Genomic DNA, 23559 nt, shown 5'->3' on the forward strand with positions numbered 1-23559 from the left:
AGGGAGGATGACCATGCGTTTGGAAGGCACTCGTCTCGTGCTGTCCGCGTCTGCGCTGAGCGTGGCCGTGGCCCTTGCAACCCCGGCTCTGGCGCAGGCTGCGCCGCAAGCCAATGCTGCGCCCGATACGGCGCCGGCGGCCGAAGCGGCCCAGCCCGATGTCAAGGAAATCGTGGTGACCGGCTCGCTGATCCAGCGGCCCAACAACACCGCCGTCAGCCCGATCGTGTCGGTCAGCAACGAAGCGATCAAGGCCAGCGGCAACGTCAACCTGCAGGATGCGCTCAACCAGTTTCCGGGCTTCACCCCAGCCGGCAATTCCGGCACCGGCGGCCAGGGCACCGGCGGGCGCGCCTCGGTCAACCTGCACGGCCTTGGCCCCAACCGCAACCTCGTGCTGCTCGATGGCAAGCGCCTGCCGCTCTCGGATATCTCGGGCACGGTCGATACCAACATCATCCCGGAATCGATCATCGGCGGGGTTGACGTGATCACCGGCGGCGCATCGGCCGTCTATGGTTCGGATGCCATGTCGGGCGTGGTCAATTTCAAGACCCTGCGCAGCTTTGACGGGGTCAAGGCCGACGTCCAGAACAGCCTGAGCGAAAAGGGCGACGCCTACAAGTTCTCGGGCTCGATCGCGTTCGGCAGCAGCTTTGCCCAGGATCGCGGCCACGTCATCGCCGCGTTCAGCTATACCGACCAGGATCCGATCAACGGCAAGGCGCGCAGCTTCTTTTCCGACAAGACGCCCTCGTCCTATATCGGCACCGGCACGTTCGTGCCAAACGCCACCAACGCGCCCAATGCTGCCGTCGTGCAATCGGTGTTCGCCGGCTATGGCGTGACCAGCACGATCAACCCGCTGCTCAACCTGGGCTTCAACAACGACGGCTCGCTGTTCGTGCAGACCGGCGCAGTCAACTACAAGGGACTGACCAACAGCGGCGGCTATGCCCTGGTCGGCGGCAACGTGCGCATGCCGGTGGGCCAGCAGGTCGATTTCATGAACGGCCTCAAGCGCAAGACCGCCTTCATCAAGGCGGACTATGACCTGACGCCCAACCTGACCCTTTATGGCCAGTTCCTGTTCGTCGATCTCAACGTCCACACTGCCAGCGGCAACACGCTGACGCAGTTTGGCCAGCTGACCACCATTCCGGTCACCAACCCGTTCATTCCGCAAGACCTGCGCACGGTGCTGGCCTCGCGGCCCAATCCCACGGCCAATTTCCTGTGGAACGGGCGCTATGTCGGCCTGCCGTACAAGAGCTGGGATGAAGACTATACCGTCCAGCAATACATGGCGGGGCTGAAGGGCAATATTGCCCCGGGCTGGACCTTCGATGTCTATGCCTCGTACGATCAGTCGGTCCACAACCAGACGATGCACAATGCCGTGGTCAAGAGCCGCGTGCAGAACCTGCTGAGCGCGGCCGATGGCGGCAACTCGCTGTGCCAGGGCGGCTTCAATCCGTTTGGCGATGCCAACATGCGCTCGGTCTCGGCTGCCTGTGCCGCCTATATGACCAAGGACGCATTCAGCGCCGAGCGCCTGGGGCAAACCCAGTTCCAGGGCCAGATCAACGGCAAGCTGTTCGATCTGGGCGCAGGCCCGGCGCAGATCGCGCTGGTCGCCGGCTATCGCAAGAACACCTACAACTATCGCCCCGACAGCGACCTGCAGGCGCAGAACCTGGAAGCGGTGACCGCCTCGCAGCCGGCCTCGGGCCGCATCTCGGTCAAGGAACTGGCCGGGCAGATCGACATTCCGCTGGTGGCCGACAAGCCGTTCATCCGCGAACTGGGCATCGGCGCGGCCGCGCGCGTATCGAACTATTCGGTCAGCGGCACGGTCACCAGCTATGAAGCCGATATGCGCTGGCGCCCGACCGACACGATCATGCTGCGCGGCGGCTATCAGCGCGCGGTGCGTGCGCCCAATATCGGGGAGCTGTTCTCGCCGCAGCAGGGCACGCAGCTGGTGATCGGCACCCCGCCCGGCTCGCTCGGCGATCCGTGCGACTATCGCTCCACGGCGCGCACCGGTGCCAATGGGGCGCAAGTGGCCGCGCTCTGCGTGGCGCAGGGTGTGCCGCAGGCGGCGATCGGCAGCTATTCGTTCCCCACCACCGCCACCGGGCAGCTGGTTTCGGGCAACATCGGCCTGCGCCCCGAACATGCCGATACGTTCAACGCCGGGGTGGTGTTCAACGCCCCGCGCGGCGGCGGTCTGTTCGGCGATTTCTCGTTCTCGGTCGATTACTACAACATCTCGATCAAGAACGTGATTTCCACCGTGCCTGGCCTCACCGTGCTGTCCAAGTGCTATAACCTCGATGGCAGCAATCCGGGCTATGCCGCCAGCAACCCCTATTGCGCGCTGATCCAGCGTGACAGCAACGGGCAGCTGGTCAATGTCGCCACACCCTATCTCAACCTGGGCTCGCTCAAGACCGACGGCGTGGAAGCGCAAGTCAACTGGGCAACCCCGGCGCCGTTCCTGGGCCGCACCGGCAAGATCTATACCACCACCACGGTTGGCTGGCTCCATGCCTACAAGGTGCAGCTGCTGCCCGGCGCTGCGGAAATGAACTATACCAACATCAGCAATGGCGCAGCCAACCCCAGCTCCGTCCCGCCGCGCGCCACGCCGCGGTGGAAGGCGCTGACCACGCTGGGCTATCGCTCTGACAACATGGGCATCGGCCTGCGCTGGCGCTTCCAGAGCGCGATGCAGGATGTCAGTTCGGTGCTCACGCCCAACAACACGCAGGTGGGCATTGCCGCCTACAACCTCTACGACCTGTTCGGGAATGTGAAGGTCGGCAAGATGTTCGAGCTGCGCGCCGGCATCAACAACCTGCTCAACGCCAAGCTGCCCTACGTCGCCAGTTCGCAGAACGGCACCGACGTGGCGCTCTATGACCCCATCGGCCGCTCGTTCTATATCGGCGCGCGGGTTAGCTTCTGATCCACCCTGCCCCGGCGCTGCATCCCTGGTGGTGCAGCGCCGGAGCCTTTTTGCAAAGACACAGGTTTTGATGATCCGCTCCGGGCTTCTTGGTCGCGCCATCCTGGCATCCAGCTCTCCACGCCTGCACGAGGAAGAGGCCCGCGCCCTGGGGCTGGAGCTGACCTATGAACTGTTCGATTTCACCCAGCGTGGCCTTGCCGATGCCGATCTTGCCGGCGTGGTCGACAATCTAAAGCGGCAGGGCTTTGCCGGCTTCAACGTGACCTATCCGTTCAAGCAGGCGATCATGCCGCTGATGGATGAACTCGCGCCCAGTGCCCAGGCGGCCGGCGCGGTCAACACCGTGGCGATCCGCGATGGCCGGCTCATCGGCCACAACACCGATATGCCCGGTTTTCGCGACAGCCTGCTGGCCGGGCTGCCCGGCGCAGCGCTTGGCCATGTCATCCAGCTGGGCGCAGGTGGCGCGGGTTCGGCCGTGGCCAACGCGCTGCTTTCGCTTGGCGTGGCGCGACTGGAACTGGTCGATCCCGATGCCGCGCGGGCCGGCGCTCTCGCCACTGACTTGGCGGCACGCTATCCCAGCGCCCGCGTGCTGGTCACGCCGCTGGCTGATCTCGATACCGCACCGGCCGATGGCATCGTGAACGCCACGCCGATCGGCATGGCCGCCAAGCCCGGCACGCCGATCCCGGCCGAGGCCATCGCCGCACACCACTGGTTGGCCGATATCATCTATTTCCCGCTGGAAACCGAGCTGCTTCGGGTCGCACGAAGCAAGGGCTGCCGGGCCATCAACGGCATCGGCATGGTGGTGGGCCAGGCCGCGCTGGCGCTTGGCATCATCACCGGCCACACGCCCGATGCCGAACGGATGAAGCAAAGCCTGGCCTGATCGGCAGCCTAGGCGCGGGCCACCGCGCTGATCAGCTGTTCGGTGGCAAAGGGCTTGCGCAGCACTTGCGCATCCGGGCCGGCGACGGCCTCGATCGCGGCAAGATCGGCAAAGCCGCTCATGAACACCACGCGCAGGGCGGGGTGGTGGCGGGCGAGCTTGGCCGCCAGTTCTGCGCCGGTCATTCCCGGCATGGCGAAATCGATCGCGGCCACTTCGGGCAGCGCCTCGCCCGCCTGTTGCGCGCGTTCCAGCAGGGCCAGGGCCGCCGGACCATCGGCCGCCACGTCAACCACATGGCCGTGATCAGCCAGCGCCGCCGCCAGCGCACGGCGCAGATCGGGATCATCGTCAACCAGCAAGACCCGCGCCAAGCTGGTGCCGGGGCCGGCGGGCGCGGCCGGCGTATCATCATCCTGTGCGGCGCTGGCCGTGCGCGGCAGGAACAGGCGCACCGTGGTGCCCTGGCCCGGCGCGCTGTCGATCCGCACCGCGCCGCCAATCTGGCGCATGCTGCCATAGATCTGTGCCAGGCCCAGCCCGGTGCCCTTGCCCACCGGCTTGGTGGTAAAGAACGGCTCCATCGCGCGGCGCAGGGTTTCCTCGTCCATCCCCGCGCCGGTATCGGCCACTTCGACCATGACATAGCGACCATCGGCAAGATCCGCCGCGCCCTGCGCCAGATAGGGATGCAGCGCGATGGTCAGCGCGCCGCCCGCCGGCATGGCATCGCGGCCGTTGACCGCCAGGTTGAGCACCGCCATTTCCAGCTGCGTCGGATCGGCCAGCACCGCCCAGCCCTCGCCAGCCGGATCGGCCAGATGGCAATCCAGGGTGATCAGCGGGCCCAGCGTGCGCATCAGCATTGGGCGCAGGCGCTCGATCACCAGCGCCGGATCGAGCGCCTGGGTCGCCAGCCGCTGCGTGCGGGAAAAGGCCAGCAACTGAGCGATCAGGTTGGCCGCGCGCTGCGCTGCCTGGCGCCCTTCGCCGGCCAGACGCTCCACCCGCGCGGCATCGCCGCTGCGCCGGGCGATTAGATCGAACGAAGCCAGGATCGCGCCCAGCACGTTGTTGAAATCGTGCGAGAGGCCGGCGACGAGCTGGCCCATCGCCTCCATCTTCTGGCTTTGCACCAGGGCTTCCTGCGCGGCGCGCAATTCGCTGGTGCGCGCTTCCACCCGTGCCTCCAGCGTGGCGTTCAACTCGCGCAGCTGTTCGGCGATCGCTGCCCGCTCGCTCACCAGGCGGGTGCGCTCGGCGATCTCCTCCATGAAGGCAACGTCATCGGGATGCCAATCGCGCGTCGTCCGGCTGTTGAGATAGACGATCGTGCGCAGCCGCCCTTCGCGCAGGAATGGCACGACCAGGATGGCGCGGGTATCGACCGTGCGCGCGGTTTCCAGGCTGCGCGCGTCGACCCGCGGATCGGCGGCGAACAGATCGCCCACCACCACCGTCTCTCCCCGGTTGAGCGCGGCCACGATGCGGGCGCCGAAATCGGCCGCCGGCATGCGCCCCAGCAGCGGCGGGGCCGTGCCATCGGTCCAGCAGATATCGTAATCGAACACGTCCTCTTCGGCCAGCAGTTGGCCAAAGCCGGTGCGGCTCACCCCGAAATGCTCGCCCATCAGCGCGGCAATCTCGTCCAGCGCGGCGGTGGTATCGTAATCGCGCAAGACATCGGCGATCTTGAGCCGCAGCGCAATGCGCGCCTCGCGCCGGGCGATCTTGTGAAACACCCGCTCCAGCCAGGCTGCGCCCAGCGCGATGGCCAGAATCAGCAGCGTGATCGTGGCGATCAGCACGGCCAGAAACGTCTGGCCGATGCCGCTGGTGACCATGTGCGCGTGCGCCGCGCTGTCCATGGTGATCACAGCAGCATGCATGCCGGCATAGTGCATTCCGGCAATCGCCAGGCCCATCAGCCCCGCCGCGCCCAGACGCATCCCCAGTGCCTGGTCCCGAGCGGCAAACCACAGCGCCGCCGTGGCCGCACCGATCGCGATCAGCACCGAAATGCCCACCCACAGCCGGTCATAATGCATGGTGCCGGGCATGCGCATCGCCGCCATGCCCACGTAATGCATCGCCACCACGCCCAGACCCATCAATAGCCCGGCAGAGGCGATGCGCCGGGATGACAGGCCGGTGCGGCCCAGCGCGGCAAAGCCCGCGCCGGTAAAGCCGATGGCGATGGCCAGCGACAGCAGCGTCAGCCCCAGGTCATAGCCCATCGCCATGCCCGGCACGCGAAATGCCAGCATGGCCACGAAATGCATCGACCAGATGCCGCCACCCAGCGCGATCGAGGCCGCCGCCAGCCACACCCGGCGCGCCCAACCCTGGCCCACGCGCACCCGGCCCGCCAGGCTCAACGCCGTGAACGAGGCGAACACCGCGATCAGAATCGATAGAATGACCAGATTGGCCTCGTGCGTTCCGGTCGTGTTCATGGCCCCCCTGCTCCCACAGAACCACGACCCCGGCAATGGCCATCTAGGGACATGCCGCGGTGGCGGATCGGGGTGCGCAACGCACGGGGCAGGCTTTGGTGCCCGCAATCAATCTCGCGTGGTTGCGCGCGCCTTGAGCCGGGCATGGATCGCCACGGCCTCGTTGCGATCAGCCAGGGGCACAGGCCCTTGCGCCAGGGCATGGGGCGGCGGCAAACGCAGGCCTTGCGCCGCGATGCCGCGCGCCAGCCCCAGCCGCCGCGCCAGGGCGGCGCGCGGCGCGGCGTCGCCCTGCGCCAGGCGATCGTAATCGACAAAGCACTGGCGCGCCGCCACCGTGGCCGGCTGTTCCAGCAGATGGCGATAGACCCCGCACCAGGTGCGCAGCCAGAACACCAGCGTATCGGGATCGCCCGCAACCGGCGCACCGGTGGGCAGGCAGAACGGGCGCTGGTGCACCCCGAATTCGTGATGGCCCAGCCAGCGCATGTAATCAGCGCGAAACCGGTCGCCCGCCGCCAGGGCGCAGGCGCGGCGGTGCTGCGCCAGCAGGCTGGCGGCCTGTTGCAGCGGATCACGAAACGGATGGACCAGCACCGCGCCGGGCAGCGTGGCCAGCGCGCCCACGCGCAGCACATTGGCGTTGTTCTTGGACAGGTAGCGCCCCTGCCCGCGTGCGAGGCAGACCAGCGCCATCATCTGCCCGAATGCAGCGAGCGTGGCGGCATCGGGCTGGTGCGCGCACAGCCCGCGATCGGTGTGGTAATCGGGCCCGCAGTGCAGGCGCCAGAACACTTCCTCGATCGCCTCTGCCGTATCGAGATCGTGTTCCAGCCCATCGCCATGGCCGCGCGGCGTGCGCGCCAGCCGGCGCCGATGGCGTGCCACCAGCCCGGCCCAGGTGTTGGGCGCCAGGGGAAACGGCATGTCGGCATAGCGCAGGCTGGCGAAGTGATCGGCCGCCTCCAGCCGCTGCATCAGCACGGTGGTGCCCGCCCGCGCGAGGCCCGCCACGAAGACCGGGGGGCGCAGCGTCAAGGCCGCCGCCGCCCGCCCGAACCGCGCGCGTTCCAGGTCAAAGCTAAGGTCCAGCGCGGCTCGGCTGCCCAGGGCCAGCCGATGCAGCAGCCGGTCAAGCCGGCGATAGGCGGGCGCGCCGGCCGGCGCCGCTGCGGGCAAGGGCAAATCGGACGAAGGCAAGACAGATCCCCGCAACAAGAATGGCCAGGCGCACCAGCGGATCAAGCAAGGCCGCAGTGGTCGGCACGCCCAGCTGCGGCCCCAGGCTCAGCGCCAGTGCCAGCGGCAGGGCGGCCAGGGCCAGTGCGCCCCCGGCCACGAGCGAACGGCCCATCAGGTGGATGGCCAGCAGCCGCGCGGCGCGTTCCTTCCAGCAGTCAGAAGCGCGGCGCCGCGCGAGGACACGCAGCGCACGCCGGCCCGCAAGGCCCAGCGCGGCAAAGCGGCGCAGCACGCCCCAGCGCCGCACCAGGTGCAGCGTGGCCAGCAGCGCGCCGGCCAGAACCAGCGCGGCGGCGATCACCGCCGGCCAGCTCCACCACCGCGCGCGGCCTTGCGCGCCAGGCGGATCAGCCGCTTGACCGGATACCACACGAAGGCCAGCAGCCCGAGCAGGATCGCCCCGACCACGCCCAGCGCGGTAGAGGCCGCGCCCAGGCCCAGGCCAGGGCCGACATAGGCCTGCGCGGGAACGGCGGTGGCGGCCAGCAACAGGATCGCCGGCAACAGCAGGCGCGACGCGGGGGCGATCGGCAGAACGGTCATTCGCATCGGGCATTCTCCGCAGCTTGGATGCCGATCTTGTCGGCGACGGGATCGATGTAACGGGTCCAGCGCAGCTCGAACCGGTTGCGGTCCGCGTCGGCACTGATGAAGTTCCAGCGCACGGTGCCATCGGCGGCCAGGCGCACGACGCGGCCCAGCTCGGTCTCTTCCACCATGGTGTCGCCACCGGGCAGCGGCGTGGCACGGCCCTGCGCGCGGGTGTGGATGTTCAAATCGCGAAAGGCGCGGGCCAGCGGTTCGCTCACCTGGTCGGTGGCGAAATCATAGACCAGCATGCGGTTGGTGCCGTCGGGTTCGGCCTGTTCGGGCTGGTCCCAGGCAAAGCGCCAGTGGTTGTCGAACACCGAGATGCGGTGATCATCGAGCACGCTGACATCGTGCTGAAACCGCCAGGGCAGGCCGCGGCTCCACACCACCTTGCCGGTGGATGGGCGATAGAGCAGCAACAGCGACAGGTTGCGCAGGCTGATCAGCAGATCGCCCGATCGCCAATAGGGGCCATCGCCCGGCACCGGCTGAATATCGTTGAGGTGGATGGGATCATCCGAATAGGGGCGGCCGCGCCAGAGCTGGCCCATATTGTTGGCATCGAGCAGGTCGATCACGGCAGTGCGGCCGAGCACCTTGCCCGCAGCGGTCAGGTGCATCAGACCTTCGTCGGCAAATTGCGGGCCAAGGCCGGGGCGCGTGGTGCGCGGCAGGCGATAGGATGCCCACAGCGTGCCATCTGGCGCACGTTCCAGCGAGTGGTGGAAGATGCCGTCGATCATCCATTCCGGCCGGCCGCAGGCATCGATCCGCACCAGGGGCGATGTATCGTGCACGGTCAGCCCGCCATCGGGCATCAGCATCGGATGCATCGCCATGAAGCGCTGGTTGGTCTTGTCCCGCGCCAGATCGATCAGCGCCGAGCGGAACGTGGAATGCGCCAGGATCGCGGCGATATCCGGGGCATAGGTGCGCACCACATGGCCATCGCGCAGCCGCAACAGCTGCACCACCCAGCGCCGGCGCGCGGTATCGAACACGGTCAGCAGGATATAGCCGGGATCGACAAAGCCGGGCCGGCGCCACAGGCCGCCGGGCAGCGGCTCATAGGGTTGGCCGATCGTGGGGTGATAGGGCAGCAAGGCGCCAGCGGCGCGCCCGACGGTATCGGGTATGCTGGCCACCTGCACCGCCAGTTCGCCCAGCGCGCCATGGCGGCGCGGCGCCAGCAGCACGAACCCGAAGCCCAGCAGCACCAGCGCGCCCAGCGCCAGGGTCAGCCCCAATGCCCACAACGGCACCGGGCGGCTCATCAGGCGGTCCCACCGCGATGGCGCCGGGGTGCCGGAAGACGACGCGCCGGGGGATGGGGCAACAGGATCAACAGGCAGTGCAGGTATTTGGGGCAACGCCGGGCGGTTCATGGCCACGGCATCTAGCGCGCAGTTGTATCACCGCAATTTCGCCGGGCTACAGGCCTGCAATCTTTACTGACACAGTGAAACATCAACAGCGACGGGCACATCCAATAGGGATGAAATAGTATTCTGTATCAAGGCGATGCCGCAGAAGAAAGGCCATGCTGCAGCCCGTGGGACTGCGGCATGGCCATACAACTTGTTACAAAATTGCCGTCCGGCGTCAGGCCGGCAGGCTGACCGCGTTGATGATGTGCGCCTGGGTATATTCGAGCAGGCCGGCCTCGCCCAGTTCACCGCCCAGCCCCGATTGCTTGACACCGCGGAACGGGATGGCGGGGTCGATCGCCAAGTGCTGGTTGACCCATACCGTGCCGGTATCGATCCGCCGCGCCACGTCCATCGCGCGGGCCACGTCCTTGCCCCAGACGGTGCCGCCCAGGCCGTAATCGCTGTCGTTGGCGCGGGCGATCACATCGTCCACGTCAGAGAACTTGAGCACCGGCAGCACCGGGCCGAACTGTTCCTCGCGCACCAGCGGCGCATCGTCATCGAGATCGGCGACGATGGTAGGCGCGATAAAATAGCCCGGCCGATCGAGCGGCGCGCCGCCGGCCAGCACGGTGCCGCGTTCGCGCGCATCGGCCAGCAGGGCGGAAACCTTGTCGAACTGCATCTTGTTCTGCACCGGGCCGATCGTGACGCCCTGGCGGGTGCCTTCGTCCACCACGGCGTCCTGCGCCAGGCGGGTGATCTCTTCCAAGAATTCGTCATAGACGGTTTCGTGCACATAGGCGCGCTTGATCGCCACGCAGACCTGCCCGGCATTGACCATGGCGCCCTGATAGACCTTTTCGGCGGCGAGCTTGGCCGGCATGTCATCCAGCACGATCGCGGCATCGTTGCCGCCCAGTTCCAGCGTCACGCGCTTCACGCCGCTCGCGGCCGAGGCCATGACCTTCTTGCCGGTCGCGGTCGATCCGGTGAAGGCAACCTTGGCCACGTCGGCATGGGTGGACAGCGCGCCGCCCAGATCGTTGACATCGGCAATCACGTTGACCACGCCCGGCGGCAGAATCTGCGCGATCACCTCGCCCAGCAGCAGCGTGGTGAGCGGGGTGGTGGGCGCGGGCTTGGCCACCATGGTATTGCCGGTGAGCAGGCACGGCCCCAGCTTGTTAGCCAGCAGCACCACCGGGAAATTCCACGGCGTGATCGCGGCACACACGCCCAGCGGGGTGCGATGCTCGATCACCGTGTTGCCGCCTTCCTCGCGCAAGACCTTGTCGGTCACGCGCATGCCGGCAAAGCCTTTCAGCACGAAATAGGTGGCCATCATCTCGCCACGTGCCTGGTCCAGCGGCTTGCCCTGTTCGGCGGTCAGCAACTGGGCAAACTCTTCCGTCCGGGCGTGGACCGCCTCGGCCAGCTGGTCGATCAGCGCGGCGCGATCATCCTGGCTGCGCGCCGTCCAGGCGGGAAACGCGCGCTTGGCGGCGGCGACCGCAGCATCGAGCTGGGCCATGTCAGCCCGTGGCGCCTGGGCCAGCACGGTTTCCGTCGCGGGGTTGATTACGTCAAACGTGGCCGCGCCGGGCACCAGCTGGCCATCGATCAACAGGCTGAATTGCTTGTCCATAGGGGGATTTCCTTTGCCGTTGAGGCTATAGTGGGACGCGCTCAGGGAATGCGCAAGATGGGCTTGACCACATGGCCGGCCTCGCCCTGGGCGATGGCATCGGCAATGTCGGCAAACGCGAAGAAGCGCACCAGGCGATCGAACGGAAAGCGCCCGGCGCGATAATGGGCCAGCAGTTCGGGGATGAACGTCTGCGGATCGGCGCCGCCTTCCACCACCCCGCGGATCACACGCCCGCCGCTCATCAGGAACGTCGCATCGGCGGCGATGTCACCCGGGCCATAGGCCCCTACCAGCGCCATCTGCCCGCGCGGGGCCAGCGCTGCCATCGCGGCGTTGACCACGTCGGGCCGGCCGGTGGTGTCGATCACGCAGTCGAACCCCTGCGCCAGGCCGGCGCTGCGGGCATGATCGGCCAGGCTACCGGCGCGCGCGTCAAAGCCATGGGTGGCGCCCAGTTCCTGCGCCAGGGCAATGCGCGCGGGGTTGATATCCACCGCCGCGACCACGCCCGCCCCGGCAATGCCGCAGGCCATGATCGCGGAAAGCCCGACCGCGCCGGTGCCGATCACCGCCACGCTGGCGCCGGGGCGCGGGCGCAGTTCATTGAGCACGGCGCCAGCCCCGGTCTGGATGCCGCAGCCCAGCGGGCCGAGCAGATCGAGCGGCAGATCGGCATCGACCTTTACCGCATTGCGCCCATGCACGATGGCATGGGTAGCAAACGACGATTGCCCGAACACGTGGCTGTGGATCACCGCGCCTTCGGGCGTTGCCAGCGCCGTGGTGCCATCGCTGCGGCTACCGCCAAAGTTATAGGCAAACCAATCGTGGCAATAGGCCGGGGCATGATCATCGCACGAGGGGCAGTGGCCACACGAATCAAAGCTGAGCACGACATGATCGCCCGGTGCCAGCCCGGTCACCGCCGTGCCGACCTGCTCGACCACGCCAGACCCTTCGTGCCCCAGCACCACCGGAAACGGCAGCGGCAGGTGCCCATCGCGCAGCACCATGTCGGTGTGGCACACCCCCACGCCCACCAGGCGCACCACCACCTCGTCTTCGCGCGGATCATCGAGCACGACCGGCTCGATCACCGGCGGCGCGCCGGGCTGGCGGAAAACAGCGGCATGGGCAGCAGTGGGCATGGGGGCGTATCCTTGCAGTGAAACGGCTGTAACAGGGCAGAAAAGAGGCGCCGGACCGGGGGATTTTCGTGGAGGAAGCGGCCCGGCGCCAGTGGGTGGATCGATCAGAACTTGAAGCCGGCGCGCAGATACCATTCGCGCGGACGGTTATAGCTGCCAAAGATCGCGCCGGCCGAAAGATTGGTATTGCCGCTGACGAGATAGCGGGTGTCGGTCAGGTTGGTGCCACCCACGGTCAGCGACCAGCGATCGCCGGGCGTGTTGTAGGTGAGGCTGGCGTTGATCATGTCGTTCGTGGGCCGGCGCAGCAGCAGGGTGCGGGCAATGTCATTCCACACCGGCGTGGTGTGCGTCCAGTCGGCCAGCGCTACCACGTTGCCCCCGTTCGCCAGGTTGAATTGATAGCGCGGCGACAGGTTGATCTTCCAGTTGGCCGTCTTGGGCAGCGGCGCGCCCAGATAGATGCCCGCCTGGATGCCCGGGATCGTGCCGGCATTGACCAGCGCGGCGGGATCGATCTGGGTATAGTGCGCATCGATATAGCCGACCGAGCCATTGATGGTCAGGCCGGTAACCGGCGCCAGCACCATTTCGGCCTCTACCCCCTTGATCCGCGCGCGCCCGGCGTTGGCGATCGTGGGCGAGGTGCCGATCTGGATATTGAGCTGAACCCCTTCATAGTCGGTGGTGAAAGCGGCCAGGTTCAGCTGCAGCTTGCGATCGAGCAGGGTCGATTTCACCCCCACTTCCCAGGTCGTGGCCTTTTCCGGGCCAAAGCCGGGCGCCACATTGCCCTGCGGATTGGTCAACCGTGTGGTCCAGCCGCCGGTCTTGTAGCCCTTGGACCACGAACCATAGACCATGACGCGCTCGGCTGGATAGAGCTGCACCCCGACCTTGGGCGAGAAGTTATTGAAGTTCTTGCGGTTTACCCCAGGAGCATAGACCTGCACGGGATTCGCCGGGTTGGGATAGCCGATGCCGTTCTGGCAAGAGACCGGCGCCAGGGGGAACGGCCCGTTCGGCGTGACATTGCCATTGGCATCGCTGCATCCGAACAGCTTGTAGTTGAAGCCGTTCAACTCCTGCTGGCCGCCTTCGAACTGCTTGGCTTCGTGCGTATAGCGGCCGCCCACGGTGATGCCCAGGATCTCTACCGGGCGATAATCGACTTGGCCAAAGAACGCATAGTTTTCGGTGTTGAAGCGGTTGGGGCCATCCACCTGCACCAGGCCTTCGTCAAAGGTCACGTAATCGTGCAGGCTGCCCTTTTCCTTGAAGTAATAGCCGCCCAGCACATAGTTCAGCTTCTTGTCGAGCGCCTTGCCCAGGATCTGCACTTCCTGGCTGAACTGCCACTGGTTCTGCTGGAACGACAGCTCGAGGAACGAGAGCGGCGATCCATCGGCATCCAGCCCGGCGCGCCAGTGCGTGTTGCGATAGGCGGTGATGGACTTGATCGTCAGGTCATCGCTCACCTGCGCCTGCACCGTTGCGCCCAAGCCCCAGGTCGTCAGCTTGTTGAAGCTGGGCCCGGTGGCATAGCTGGTGTCGGGGTCTGCGGTGACGAAGCGGGAATCCCATGGCAGGCGATCGTTGGTGGGATCGCCATCCACGTTCACGCTGGCCAGCGGGGAAAGCCGGCGGCCGAACTGGGTGCCGCGCGCGCCGCACAGCGCCTGGGCATTGCGCGCGGCGATCTGCTGCGCGGTTGAGCCGATGCAGAAATTGTAGAGACCGGAAAACAGGAAGCCGGTGTTGCCCGAGGCCGATAGCGCCGTGCCTGGCAGGTTATCAGTGCCGGCAAATGGCCCAGGCAGGTTGAGCGCGGCCAGAAGCTTGCTCGCCTGCGAGGAACTGTCCTGCCGCGTCCAGTCGCCGGTGAGCGTGGCCGTGATCGCGCCGCCATTGTCCCACTTGAGCTTGCCGCGCAGTGAGGCGGTATTGTCGCCGCCTTCGCGGCTGGAGCTGGCATAATCGGCGTGGTTGAAGTTCAGGAACGTGTCGGAATTGCTGGCGCGCTGATCGGGATAGGGAATGCGCTTCAGGAACCCCTCGCGGTTGGTGACGGCAAAGGTCACCGACGAAAACAGCGAAGGCGCCAGCGGCACGTCCACCGTGCCGCGCACCTTGACGAGGTTGTAGCTGCCGGTGGTGGCGTCGATCGAGCCCTTGAATTCCTTGCCCGGCTCGTGCGTGACGATCGAGATCGCGCCGCCGATGGTATTGCGCCCGAACAGCGTGCCCTGTGGGCCCTTGAGCACTTCCACGCGTTCCACGTCGGGCAGGTCCTGGTTGGCGCCCACGGTGCGCGCCAGATAGACGCCGTCGAGGTAGATGCCCACGCCCGGATCGATGTTGAACGCAAAGTCATCCGAACCGATGCCGCGGATCGTGGCCGACAGTACGGCCGAAGAACCCGAAAACGGCGTGCCGCCATCGAGGTTGACGTTGGGCGCCAGGGCCGACAGCGACGCCACGCTGGTAACCGCGCGCTCCCTGAGCGACGAGGCGGTGAACGCGGAAATCGCGATCGGCACGTTCTGGACGTTCTGCGCGCGCTTTTGCGCGGTGACGACGATTTCCTGAATGCCCCCCTGCGGCGCGGCGGCCGCAGTATCAGCCGGCGGCGCGGTATCCTGGGCATGGGCCAGGCCGGGCACGGTGGTGGCCACGGCCAGGGCTACCAGGCTCGATCGAGTGAAAACCTGCGGCATCCTGCACTCCCTTGCGATGTGTTATCGCCATGGGAGCTACCGCCCTGCCCCGCCGCCATCTTGGACGATCGCGCGAAAAGCATGGACAAAAACGACGAGGCAACGACCGCTGTGTTGTACGGCGGCAGGCCGGATCAATGCATGGCGCGATAGCGGCGCGGGGTTTCGCCAAAGCGTTCCTGGAACCGCCGGCTGAAATAGGAACTGTCGGAAAAGCCGCAGTCGAACGCAATCTGGGTAATGCTGCGCTGGGGTTCCAGCGTCAGCTTCTGCGCGGCCAGCGCCAGGCGGCGCTCGTTGATATAGCCACCCAGCGTCACGCCCTGGCCAGCGGCAGCGGCCTGCAAGCGGCGCAGCGACACGCCCATTTCCGCAGCGATCGTGGCCGGGGACAGGGTGTGATCAGCCAGCCGCGCCGCCACGATCGCCCGCGCGCGTTCCAGCAGGCCGTGGCGGCTGGGCTGCACCCTCGCCCCGCCCGGACGCAGGCTGGCGAGCAGCAGCGAGCAGAACACGCCGTCATAGCCGTCATCGGGCAGGCCCTGCGGGCTGGCCTCGCACTCACGCCACAGCGACAGCAGGAAATCGTGGAGCAGACGGGTCGACGGCGCCTCGCGCGGGATGCAGGTTGCCACGGCATCATCCACCCAGCCCGGCATATCGGCCAGCACCGCGCGGTCGAATTCGGCCACGATCAGTTCGTGATCGTTGCGCAGATCAAAGCGATAGACCTCTTCGCTGGCGCACAGCACCATGTCGCCGGCGCGCACGTCCATCTCGCGGCGGCGATGCACCACGCGCCCCTGCCCCGAACGGAACACGTGCAGCTTGAGCCGCGGGCCGCCGGCATGCCCAGCTTCCATCAGGCGCCGTTCCACCGAAACCGGCGTGGCGCGCGGGCGCGTCATGGTGATCCCGCCCATCTGCCAACGCGATACGGTCGCTTCGAAATGCGGGCTCAGCGGCTGGGTGGACAGGCCGGAATAGGTGCGCGCCATCAGGCTGCGCCAATAGCTCAGCTTGTCTGTTCCGGTCAGGCTGCGCGTCGAAAAATGCTCGATCATCTGCCTCGATCCACCACCCTCTGCCGCCATGTCACATGGCGCGTGCGGACTCGGTCTGGCGCCAAGTCTCTCCTGGTGAATTAGTCAGCAATACATACAAATGCAATGACACGTCCGATCGGGCAGCGTGATCGCCCACGTATCAGGCGACCAGCACGGCGCGGATATCGTTGACGTTGGTGTGGCTGGGGCCGGTGATCAGCAGATCGTCGATCGCGGCAAAGAAGCTGTAGCTGTCATGCCCGGCCAGGGCCTGGGCCGCGCTGGCGCCGGCCGCGCCAGCACGGGCCTGCGTATCTGGCGCGACGAAAGCACCGGCGGCATCATCGCTGCCATCGATCCCGTCGCTGTCGGCCACCAGTGCCCAGATCCCCGGCGCGCCATCGAGGGCAATGGCCAAGGCCAGGGCAAATTCGCAATTGCGCCCGCCCCGGCCATAGGCGCCCCCTGCCAGCGTGACCGTGGTTTCCCCGCCCGAGAGGATCACGCCCGGTGCGCGCAGCGGATCGCCCCAGGTCTGTGCCGAGCGGGCAATGCCGGCCATCGCCCTGCCCAGTTCGCGCGCCTCCCCCTCCAGCGCGTCGCCCAGGATCAACGGAGTGAGCCCGGCCTGGCGCGCGCAGTCGGCCGCCGCGGTCAGCGCCTGGCGGGGCGAGGCGATGATGCGATGCTCGCCCCGCGTGGGCGGCAGCGGTGGCGCGGCGCGCAAGGCGGCCAGTGCCGCTGCAGGCACGGGCAGGCGTTGGCGCGCGATGATCGCCAGGGCATCGGCGGCACGCGTTGCATCGGCCAGCGTCGGGCCCGAGGCGATCGCCGCCGGGTCATCGCCCGGCACATCGCTGATCAACAGGGTCAGCACGGGCGCAGGCGCGGCCAGCGCCGCCAGGCGACCGCCCTTCACCCGCGAGAGATGGCGGCGCACCGTGTTGATCTCGGCAATGCTTGCGCCCGATTCCAGCATGGCGCGGGTCAAGGCCTGCAAGGCATCGAGGTCCATGCCCGCAACTGGCCATTCCATGCAGGCCGAACCGCCGCCCGATATCAGCGCGATGACCAGGTCTTGCGGCGTAAGGCCATGCAACGCCGCCACGATCTGCTGCGCGGCCAGCAGGCTGTGCTGATCGGGCACGGGGTGCCCCGCTTCCACCACGGCGATGCGCGCGGGAGGAGGCAGGCCGGCGGCATGGCCGTAGCGCGTGGCAACCACGCCCGAAACCGGCACCCGCGCGCCCCATTGCGCCAAGAGCGCGGCATCGAGCGCGCTGGCCATGGCCGCAGCGGCCTTGCCCGCGCCGATCACCACGCAGCGCCCGGCGGGCGGCGGGGGCACATGCCGGTGCATGATCGCGGCCGGCTGGCTGGCGGCGATGGCGGCATCGTGGACCATGCGCAACAGGCGGCGGGCGGCGGCATCGTCGATGGCAATCCGGTCTGACATTTTCCCTCCCGCGGGTGGCCCCTTGCATTGGCGCATATACGGCCAGGATATTCCTGCCTATCATGCGCTTGAGCGATCGCGAAGGAGACACCGCGTGGGGGCATGGGGCGCGCTGATCATGGGCTTTTTCGGCGCGGTCTTTGCCGCGCTGACGCTGGCCTGGCACTGGCATGTGACGGGCGCGGCGCTGGCCCTGCCCTTCGTGCCGTTCGTGGCGATTGCGCTGGCGGCATGGGTGGTCATCCGCCGGCCGGGCAAAGGGATCAGGCCTGCCCCTCACGTGGAAAGGACCATCATGTGGAGCAGCATCGGCGAAGGCCTGGGCCTGTTCCTGGCGGGCAACATCGTGATGAACCTGCGCCGCCCCGATCTCTTGCTGCCGGCGATGGCGCTGGTGGTGGGGCTGCATTTCCTGCCAATCGCCCAGGCTGCGCGCTTCCGCCCGTTCCATCTGCTGGGCGGCGCGCTGATCGTGGCAGCACTGGCCGGATTTGCCCTGGCCGCACCCCTGGGCGGCAGCCTTGCCGGCTTTTCCGCCGCAGCGGCGCTGTCGCTGGCCGCGGCCATGGCGGTCCGCCGCGATCATCGCGCCAAGGCGCTGGGCGTCCACTGACGAACACAGACATACCACGGGAGAGGACAACAGGATGATCGGGCGGACATGGGCGATGGCCCTGGCCATGACAGTGGCCACCACCATTTCAAGCGTCGCGCCAGCCGCGCGGGCGGCCCCGGCGGCGCCAGCGCCCACCCTGGAATATGCGTTCACTGCCAAGGTCACGCTGGCCCCGGCGGTGGAGCAGGGCGAGATCGGCGGCGGGCGCAGGCGATTCATCGCCATCACCGGCGGCAGCGTGGATGGGCCGCTGTTCCACGGCCGCGTCATGCCCGGCGGCGGTGATTGGCAGACTATCCTGCCCGATGGATTGACCCAGGTGGATGCCCGCTATTTCCTGCAGGCGGCCAATGGCACGGTGGTGGATGTCAACAACCCCGGCGTGCGCGTGGCCAGCACCGCGGTGACCGAGCGCATTGCACGGGGCGAAGACGTGCCGAGCGACGCCTATTACTTCCGCACCACACCCCGCCTGGCTGCCCCGGCAGGCCCGTTCGCGTGGATGAACCGCGCCGTGTTCGTGGCGCGGGGCATCCGCAAGCCCGACCATGTGGAGATCGATTTCTACGTGGTGCGCTAGGGTGTGGGGATTCAGCCCATGGCGGGCTGCGAACGACCGCTTTTCGCGCTTCCGGTGCTCACGTACCAAAAGTACGCTGCGCTCCGGGTCGCGAAAATCAGCCATTCTCGCTCCACCCTGGCCTGAATCCCCACACACCCTAGGCGCGGCGCGATCAACGCGGTGAAGGCGCGGGCAGAAACGCCTTGGGAGCAAGCGCCGCAGTGGTGAACCGCGCCAGGGCAATCGCGCCGTGGAAGTGATTCACCCCATTGCGGCGCATGCCCACGCTGCTGCTGCCCGGCCCCTGCGGCGCAAAGGCCACGCGCGCCTCGCCTTCCAGCACGCCGTTGACATAGCTGCGATAGGTGGTGCCGTCATAGGTCTGCGCGACATGGTACCAGCGCCCTAGCGGATGCAGCCGGGCCGGATCGACCAGGACCTGGCTATAGCCGGCGCCTTTGACAAAGGTGTCGAGATACCACGAGGCGCCCACCACGCGGATTTCGAACAACATGCGGGTTTCGCCGGGCGGACGGCCGGGCACATCGTCGCTGGCGAGGTGCAGCCAGCGCTGCTCGAACGCGCCGCCATCGGGGCGGAACACGGCCTCGGCGGTAAAGCGCGCCGCGCCGGCCAGCGGGTGGCGCGGCAGGATCAGCGCATCGTTCTGCCCGTCGAACGCCACGGCCTTGCCCACCGCGCTGCGCTCCACGCGGGGATGGCCCAGCACCTTGGGCGCCAAGTGGCCGATGCGGGCCAGATTGTCGAACCGCCACACCACCTGGCGCGCCATGGCCAGGCCCGGCGCCAATGCCAGCGCGGCCAAGGCCAGCGCACCCAGCCGCCGCGCGATCATGTCTCGGCATCCAGCATGACCACATTGTTGCGCTGCGTCACTTCGGCTGCGCCCATATCCACGCGCACACGCAGGCCGGTGGCTGGCGCGCCAGGCGGGATCGCCAACGTGACGCTGGCCGTGCGCGGCGCCAGATCGGCGGGCGCGGCCAGGGCCGGCACCGGCGCGCTGGCCAGCACGCGGCCATCGGCGGTTTCCAGGCGCACCTGCCCGGCCGGTGCGGCAACACTGCCCAGGCTGTGCACGCGCACCGTCAGCTTGCGGCCCTGCCGCACCACGTCATCGGCCCCGATACCGAGGTCAGGGCGGTGTTCGGGCTGGATGGCGGCACGCCGCGCCAGACGGAAGGTCATCACCGTGGTCTGCCCCGGAGCCAGACGCACGGAAATGGAACCGCCGCGTTCCATTTCTACCTCATGGGTGGATACCGGCCCGCTCACCGCGTCGGCATCGCCCGCCGCGATGCCTTGCGTCATGGTCCAGGTGCCGGCCACCACGTTCCAGGTGCCCATATCGGCCAGCTGTTCGCGCGCGTTGGTGTTGTGGGCCAGCACGGTAAAGCCTTCGGGCGTGGCATCGCGCACCAGGATCGCCACCTGCACCGCTGCCTCGGGATCGGCAAAACGCCAGCTCACGGCATTGCCCGGCCAGGTCTGGTTGCGCTTGAGCGCAATGCCGCCCAGCCGCTCGCGCTGGAGCAGTTCGTTGGGCGCTTCCACCCGATCGGTCCACCAATGGCCCTGGGTATACATATACATGTGCTGCGCCTTGTCGGCGATGCCGGCGGCGTTGAGCGCTTCGAGCCAGGCGCGGTTTCCGGTGGTGTTCCATGCCTCGAACCGGGCGATATCGTTGCCGGCCTGCGCGGCTTTCAGCGTCGCCTCTTGCCATTCGCGGCGCTTGCCCAGCACGGTCAGCGCGTTTTCATTGAGCTCTCCCAACGCCGAGAAATTGCCGGGCGTCAGGCGGCCCAGCACCGGGCGCAGGTATTTGTCATCGCCGGTAAAGCGCCAGGCCGCCCAGGCCGATTGCATCGGCAGGCTGGCGCCGCCGCCATCGCCGGCCCGCTCGGCATCGCTGTTCCAGCTGATATCGTTGGGAAAGCGCCACAGTCCATCGGCCCCCTGCTTGCCATGGGCGAGCAGGCCATCGATCAACCCGGTAACCAGATGGCGCGCGGTGGGATCGGCATTGTACAGCCCGAGCAGCACCGGCGTGTGCATGATGACAAAGCCATAGGGTTTCTGCCAGGCCCAGGGCTCGTCGCGATAGATGTGCCGCCCGCCATACCAGCTTGACGAGATGTGCATGTGCCCGGCCGGATTGGTGCGGATCAGGCCGCCCAGCGCCTTGACCGTGGCCATCATCCGCTCGACCGCCTTGGGCTCTCCCCAATTGAGATAGAGCCGCTCGGCATCGGAATTGATGCCTTCTTCATAGACGTGCAGCTCGTCGCTGGTGATATAGCTCAAGCCGTTGACGATCATGCCGTTCTTGTAGACCGCATCCGACAGCGCGCGCAGCGAGGCGTTGATCTTGTCGGGATCGACCCCCATCAGCGCCAGCCCCGGCCATTGCTGCGTCAGGTCGGTATCGTCGGAAATGCCGCCGCCGAAATCGCCATAGGGCACCTGGCGGTTGTCGATCCACCAGGTGACGAACTGCCGCGCCAGCTTGAGGTCTTCGAGCTGGCGAAACGCCCAGAGCGGCATGCCGGCCGGCGGCACGGGCTGGACAAACGGCGGCAACTGGTTGGCCGAATAGCCGATATCGGCCCAATAGCGCCGCGCTTCCAGGTTATCGGGATCGACCCGCAGCAGATCGCTGATATCGCCATAGAGCCGGCGATAGAGCGCGGCGCGTTTCGACGCGGTATGCTCTTCCACCAAGAAGGCCCAGTTGTCTTTCACCTGGTTGAAGCGATCGGCCACGTGTTCCTTGAGTGCCGCCGCACGGTCCTTGAACACCAGCCGCACGCCCATGCCATCGAGCGTATCCGCCCCGAAATCGGGCGCGGCCGAAGCAACGGTGAGATAAAGGCTGTCACCGGTCAGGATGCGATCGCGCAGATCGAGCCACAGCGTGCGCGCCTCTCCCGGCTTTACCGACACCTGCACGTCGATCATGTCGCGCTCGGGCCAGATCGGGTCTTTGACGCGGATATCCAGCGGGATCAGCCCCTGCGCGTTGGGCGTGGCGTGCAGCGCCGGCAGATCGAGTGCCACGCCATCCAGGCCATCGTGGCTGTTTTCCCAGCCATAGTTCCAGGCGCGGGCCAGCGGGCGCCCGGCCGGCGCATCGCCAAAGTTCGACGGGATCAGCACGTGCACCAGCGGCAGATGCGCGCCCGCCTCGCGCCGCGCCGCCGGGCCGCCAGCGGCGCTGCCCGCGCCAACCGCCGCGCGCACGCCCTCGCTCGGCAAGGCAACCACCGTGGCCCGCTCTGCTGATGGATAGCGCCCGGCGATGAAGGCATTGAGCGGCGCCAGCGCGCCGAGATCAGTGGCGGCCTGGCTGCGCACCGTATAACGCAACTGGAACGTGCCATCCGGCACCGCGCCGGGCTTGATTTCATAGGCCCAGATTTCCTGGATCGGCTGTTCCTGCATCACGTTGGTGAAGCGCAGCACGCCACCCTGGCGCGGCGCCGTATCGGTGAGCGAGCGGACCACGCCCTGCGGCCGGGCGGCCAGTTTCTGCCAGTTGCCCTGGCCATCGGCCGACCATTCCAGCGCGCCATAGGCCGCGCCGCGTATTTCCACACGATTGAACGCCGCATCGGCCGGCACTGTCAGGCGATAGGCCTTGCCACCTTCGACATAGACGTTCCAATCGGGCAGTTCGAAATAATCGTCACGTCCCGGCAGGCGCGACCGGTTGTACACGCCCGGCCAGGTGGTTTCGGCGATGCCATCCACCCCTTTCCACATCCACTCCTTGAGATCCTTGGCATCGGCAAATTCCACCTTGCGCACCGTGGTGACCGGCGTAGACAGCGACGGCGGGGTCTGGCTGTCCCACCCGAAGCGGTGCAGCCAAGCGGTGCGCGGCGCGGAAACCGCCGGAGAGGGGGCAGATGGCGGCGCATCGCCATGCGCAGCCAATGCGGCCACGCCGGCGCCATCGAGCATGTGGTCATAGACGCGGATATCGTCGAGATCAGACCCGCGCATGAAGTTATAGCGGCTTTGCACCTGGTGCGGGGCGATCACCCGGCCCGCCAGGCCGAACTGATCGAGCCCCATGTCGAGATCGGCAGCCTGCGCCTTGGCCGCCACTTCGCGCCCGTCCCAGAACAGCTTGATGCCGCGCGCCTCGTCCCAGGCAAAGGCGATGTGGTGCCAGGCATCAGGCGCCGGGGCTTGCGGGATCGTCCAGCTGACCCGCACGCGCGAGAGATTGGCATCGGTGACGAAGGCGTCGAACCCACGGCCGTTCCAATCGATGCGCAGGAACGCCATGTCCCAGCTGGAATGATCGGCAGCGCCGGCGCGGAAAATCACGAACGGCGCTTCGCCCACCGGGGTGTGGCTACGCCAGAAGAACGCCAGCGTGCCGCGCTGGGCATAGATATTGCCCGGCGCATTCCACGCGACATAGCCGCCATCGGCCCAGCGCCCCGCCCCGCCCTGCGCGCCATCGGGCACGATCGCCACGTCGCTCTGGAAATTGGGCACGGCATCGCCGCCAGCCTGGGCAGCGGTGAAATCGCGATCGAGCGGGGCGTGGAACAGCAGGCCATCGGCCGGTGCCGCACGCGCGGCGGTGGTGTTCGCCAGGCAAGCCAGGGCCAGCAACGAGGCACCACGCAAGAGCGGATGGGACACGGCAATTCTCCCAAGCAAATCCATATTCAATTTCACCGTCACCCCGGACTTGATCCGGGGTCCCGCTTCTTCGTGCGACCGAGCAGAAGCAAAGCGGGACCCCGGGTCAAGCCCGGGGTGACGAGAGCGGCAAGTGACTGTTTTTCTTC

The 23559-nt window shown here is 67.3% G+C and carries 16 protein-coding genes; 4 read left to right on the forward strand and 12 right to left on the reverse strand.

The genetic code is table 11. The features are described from left to right. Window positions 1-13: 13 nt before the first annotated feature. Both SCA01S_RS06145 and SCA01S_RS06150 read left to right on the forward strand, forming a co-directional pair. Window positions 14-2974, forward strand: a complete 2961-nt coding sequence (locus SCA01S_RS06145; RefSeq protein WP_245652466.1) for a TonB-dependent receptor domain-containing protein — start codon at window positions 14-16, stop codon at window positions 2972-2974. A gap of 70 nt (window positions 2975-3044) precedes the next feature. Then, entirely contained in the window at window positions 3045-3872 is an 828-nt protein-coding gene (locus SCA01S_RS06150; protein WP_062784008.1) for a shikimate dehydrogenase, read from the forward strand. Window positions 3873-3880: 8 nt separating this feature from the next. Here SCA01S_RS06150 and SCA01S_RS06155 read toward each other — a convergent pair whose 3' ends face one another. The 10 genes from SCA01S_RS06155 to SCA01S_RS06200 form a co-directional block, all read right to left on the reverse strand. Further along, window positions 3881-6328, reverse strand: a complete 2448-nt coding sequence (locus SCA01S_RS06155) for an MHYT domain-containing protein (protein ID WP_062784010.1) — start codon at window positions 6326-6328, stop codon at window positions 3881-3883. A gap of 108 nt (window positions 6329-6436) precedes the next feature. Continuing rightward, window positions 6437-7507: a sulfotransferase gene (locus SCA01S_RS06160; protein WP_062784012.1), complete on the reverse strand. Its 1071-nt coding sequence runs from the start codon at window positions 7505-7507 to the stop codon at window positions 6437-6439. Further along, window positions 7461-7871: a hypothetical protein gene (locus tag SCA01S_RS06165; RefSeq protein WP_062784014.1), complete on the reverse strand. Its 411-nt coding sequence runs from the start codon at window positions 7869-7871 to the stop codon at window positions 7461-7463. Before SCA01S_RS06165 ends, SCA01S_RS06160 begins: the two co-directional genes overlap by 47 nt. Further along, window positions 7868-8119 (reverse strand): hypothetical protein, encoded by a 252-nt coding sequence (locus tag SCA01S_RS06170; RefSeq protein WP_199223629.1) that lies wholly within the window; start codon window positions 8117-8119, stop codon window positions 7868-7870. The genes SCA01S_RS06165 and SCA01S_RS06170 overlap by 4 nt, the downstream gene beginning before the upstream one ends. Then, a complete protein-coding gene (locus SCA01S_RS06175) occupies window positions 8110-9435 on the reverse strand; it encodes an arylsulfotransferase family protein (RefSeq protein WP_062784018.1) in 1326 nt (441 codons plus the stop codon). The genes SCA01S_RS06170 and SCA01S_RS06175 overlap by 10 nt, the downstream gene beginning before the upstream one ends. A gap of 328 nt (window positions 9436-9763) precedes the next feature. Then, window positions 9764-11179 (reverse strand): aldehyde dehydrogenase family protein, encoded by a 1416-nt coding sequence (locus SCA01S_RS06180; protein WP_062784020.1) that lies wholly within the window; start codon window positions 11177-11179, stop codon window positions 9764-9766. 41 nt (window positions 11180-11220) lie between these two features. Then, the gene (locus SCA01S_RS06185; protein WP_062784021.1) at window positions 11221-12330 is read right to left on the reverse strand and encodes an NAD(P)-dependent alcohol dehydrogenase; all 1110 of its coding nucleotides are present in this window, start codon (window positions 12328-12330) and stop codon (window positions 11221-11223) included. A gap of 104 nt (window positions 12331-12434) precedes the next feature. Next, a complete protein-coding gene (locus tag SCA01S_RS06190) occupies window positions 12435-15047 on the reverse strand; it encodes a TonB-dependent receptor (RefSeq protein WP_084390811.1) in 2613 nt (870 codons plus the stop codon). Between the two features lie 134 nt (window positions 15048-15181). Further along, window positions 15182-16111 (reverse strand): helix-turn-helix domain-containing protein, encoded by a 930-nt coding sequence (locus SCA01S_RS06195; protein ID WP_022675173.1) that lies wholly within the window; start codon window positions 16109-16111, stop codon window positions 15182-15184. Between the two features lie 142 nt (window positions 16112-16253). Then, complete coding sequence (locus SCA01S_RS06200) at window positions 16254-17549, reverse strand: glycerate kinase type-2 family protein (RefSeq protein ID WP_062784023.1); 1296 nt, start codon at window positions 17547-17549, stop codon at window positions 16254-16256. Window positions 17550-17643: 94 nt separating this feature from the next. Between SCA01S_RS06200 and SCA01S_RS06205 the strand changes: the two genes are divergently transcribed. Beyond that, window positions 17644-18162 carry a hypothetical protein gene (locus SCA01S_RS06205; RefSeq protein WP_062784025.1) on the forward strand — a complete coding sequence of 173 codons (519 nt, stop codon included), beginning with the start codon at window positions 17644-17646 and terminating at the stop codon, window positions 18160-18162. A gap of 34 nt (window positions 18163-18196) precedes the next feature. Further along, window positions 18197-18745, forward strand: a complete 549-nt coding sequence (locus SCA01S_RS06210; RefSeq protein ID WP_245652467.1) for a DUF3237 domain-containing protein — start codon at window positions 18197-18199, stop codon at window positions 18743-18745. Between the two features lie 154 nt (window positions 18746-18899). Here SCA01S_RS06210 and SCA01S_RS06215 read toward each other — a convergent pair whose 3' ends face one another. Together SCA01S_RS06215 and SCA01S_RS06220 are read right to left on the reverse strand one after the other, a co-directional pair. Then, window positions 18900-19583, reverse strand: coding sequence for a LamG domain-containing protein (locus SCA01S_RS06215; protein WP_062784029.1), 684 nt, complete (start codon window positions 19581-19583; stop codon window positions 18900-18902). Continuing rightward, window positions 19580-23410: a LamG-like jellyroll fold domain-containing protein gene (locus SCA01S_RS06220; protein ID WP_245652468.1), complete on the reverse strand. Its 3831-nt coding sequence runs from the start codon at window positions 23408-23410 to the stop codon at window positions 19580-19582. Before SCA01S_RS06220 ends, SCA01S_RS06215 begins: the two co-directional genes overlap by 4 nt. Window positions 23411-23559 lie beyond the last annotated feature (149 nt).

It is taken from the genome of Novosphingobium capsulatum NBRC 12533, assembly GCF_001598375.1.
Classification (GTDB): domain Bacteria; phylum Pseudomonadota; class Alphaproteobacteria; order Sphingomonadales; family Sphingomonadaceae; genus Novosphingobium; species Novosphingobium capsulatum.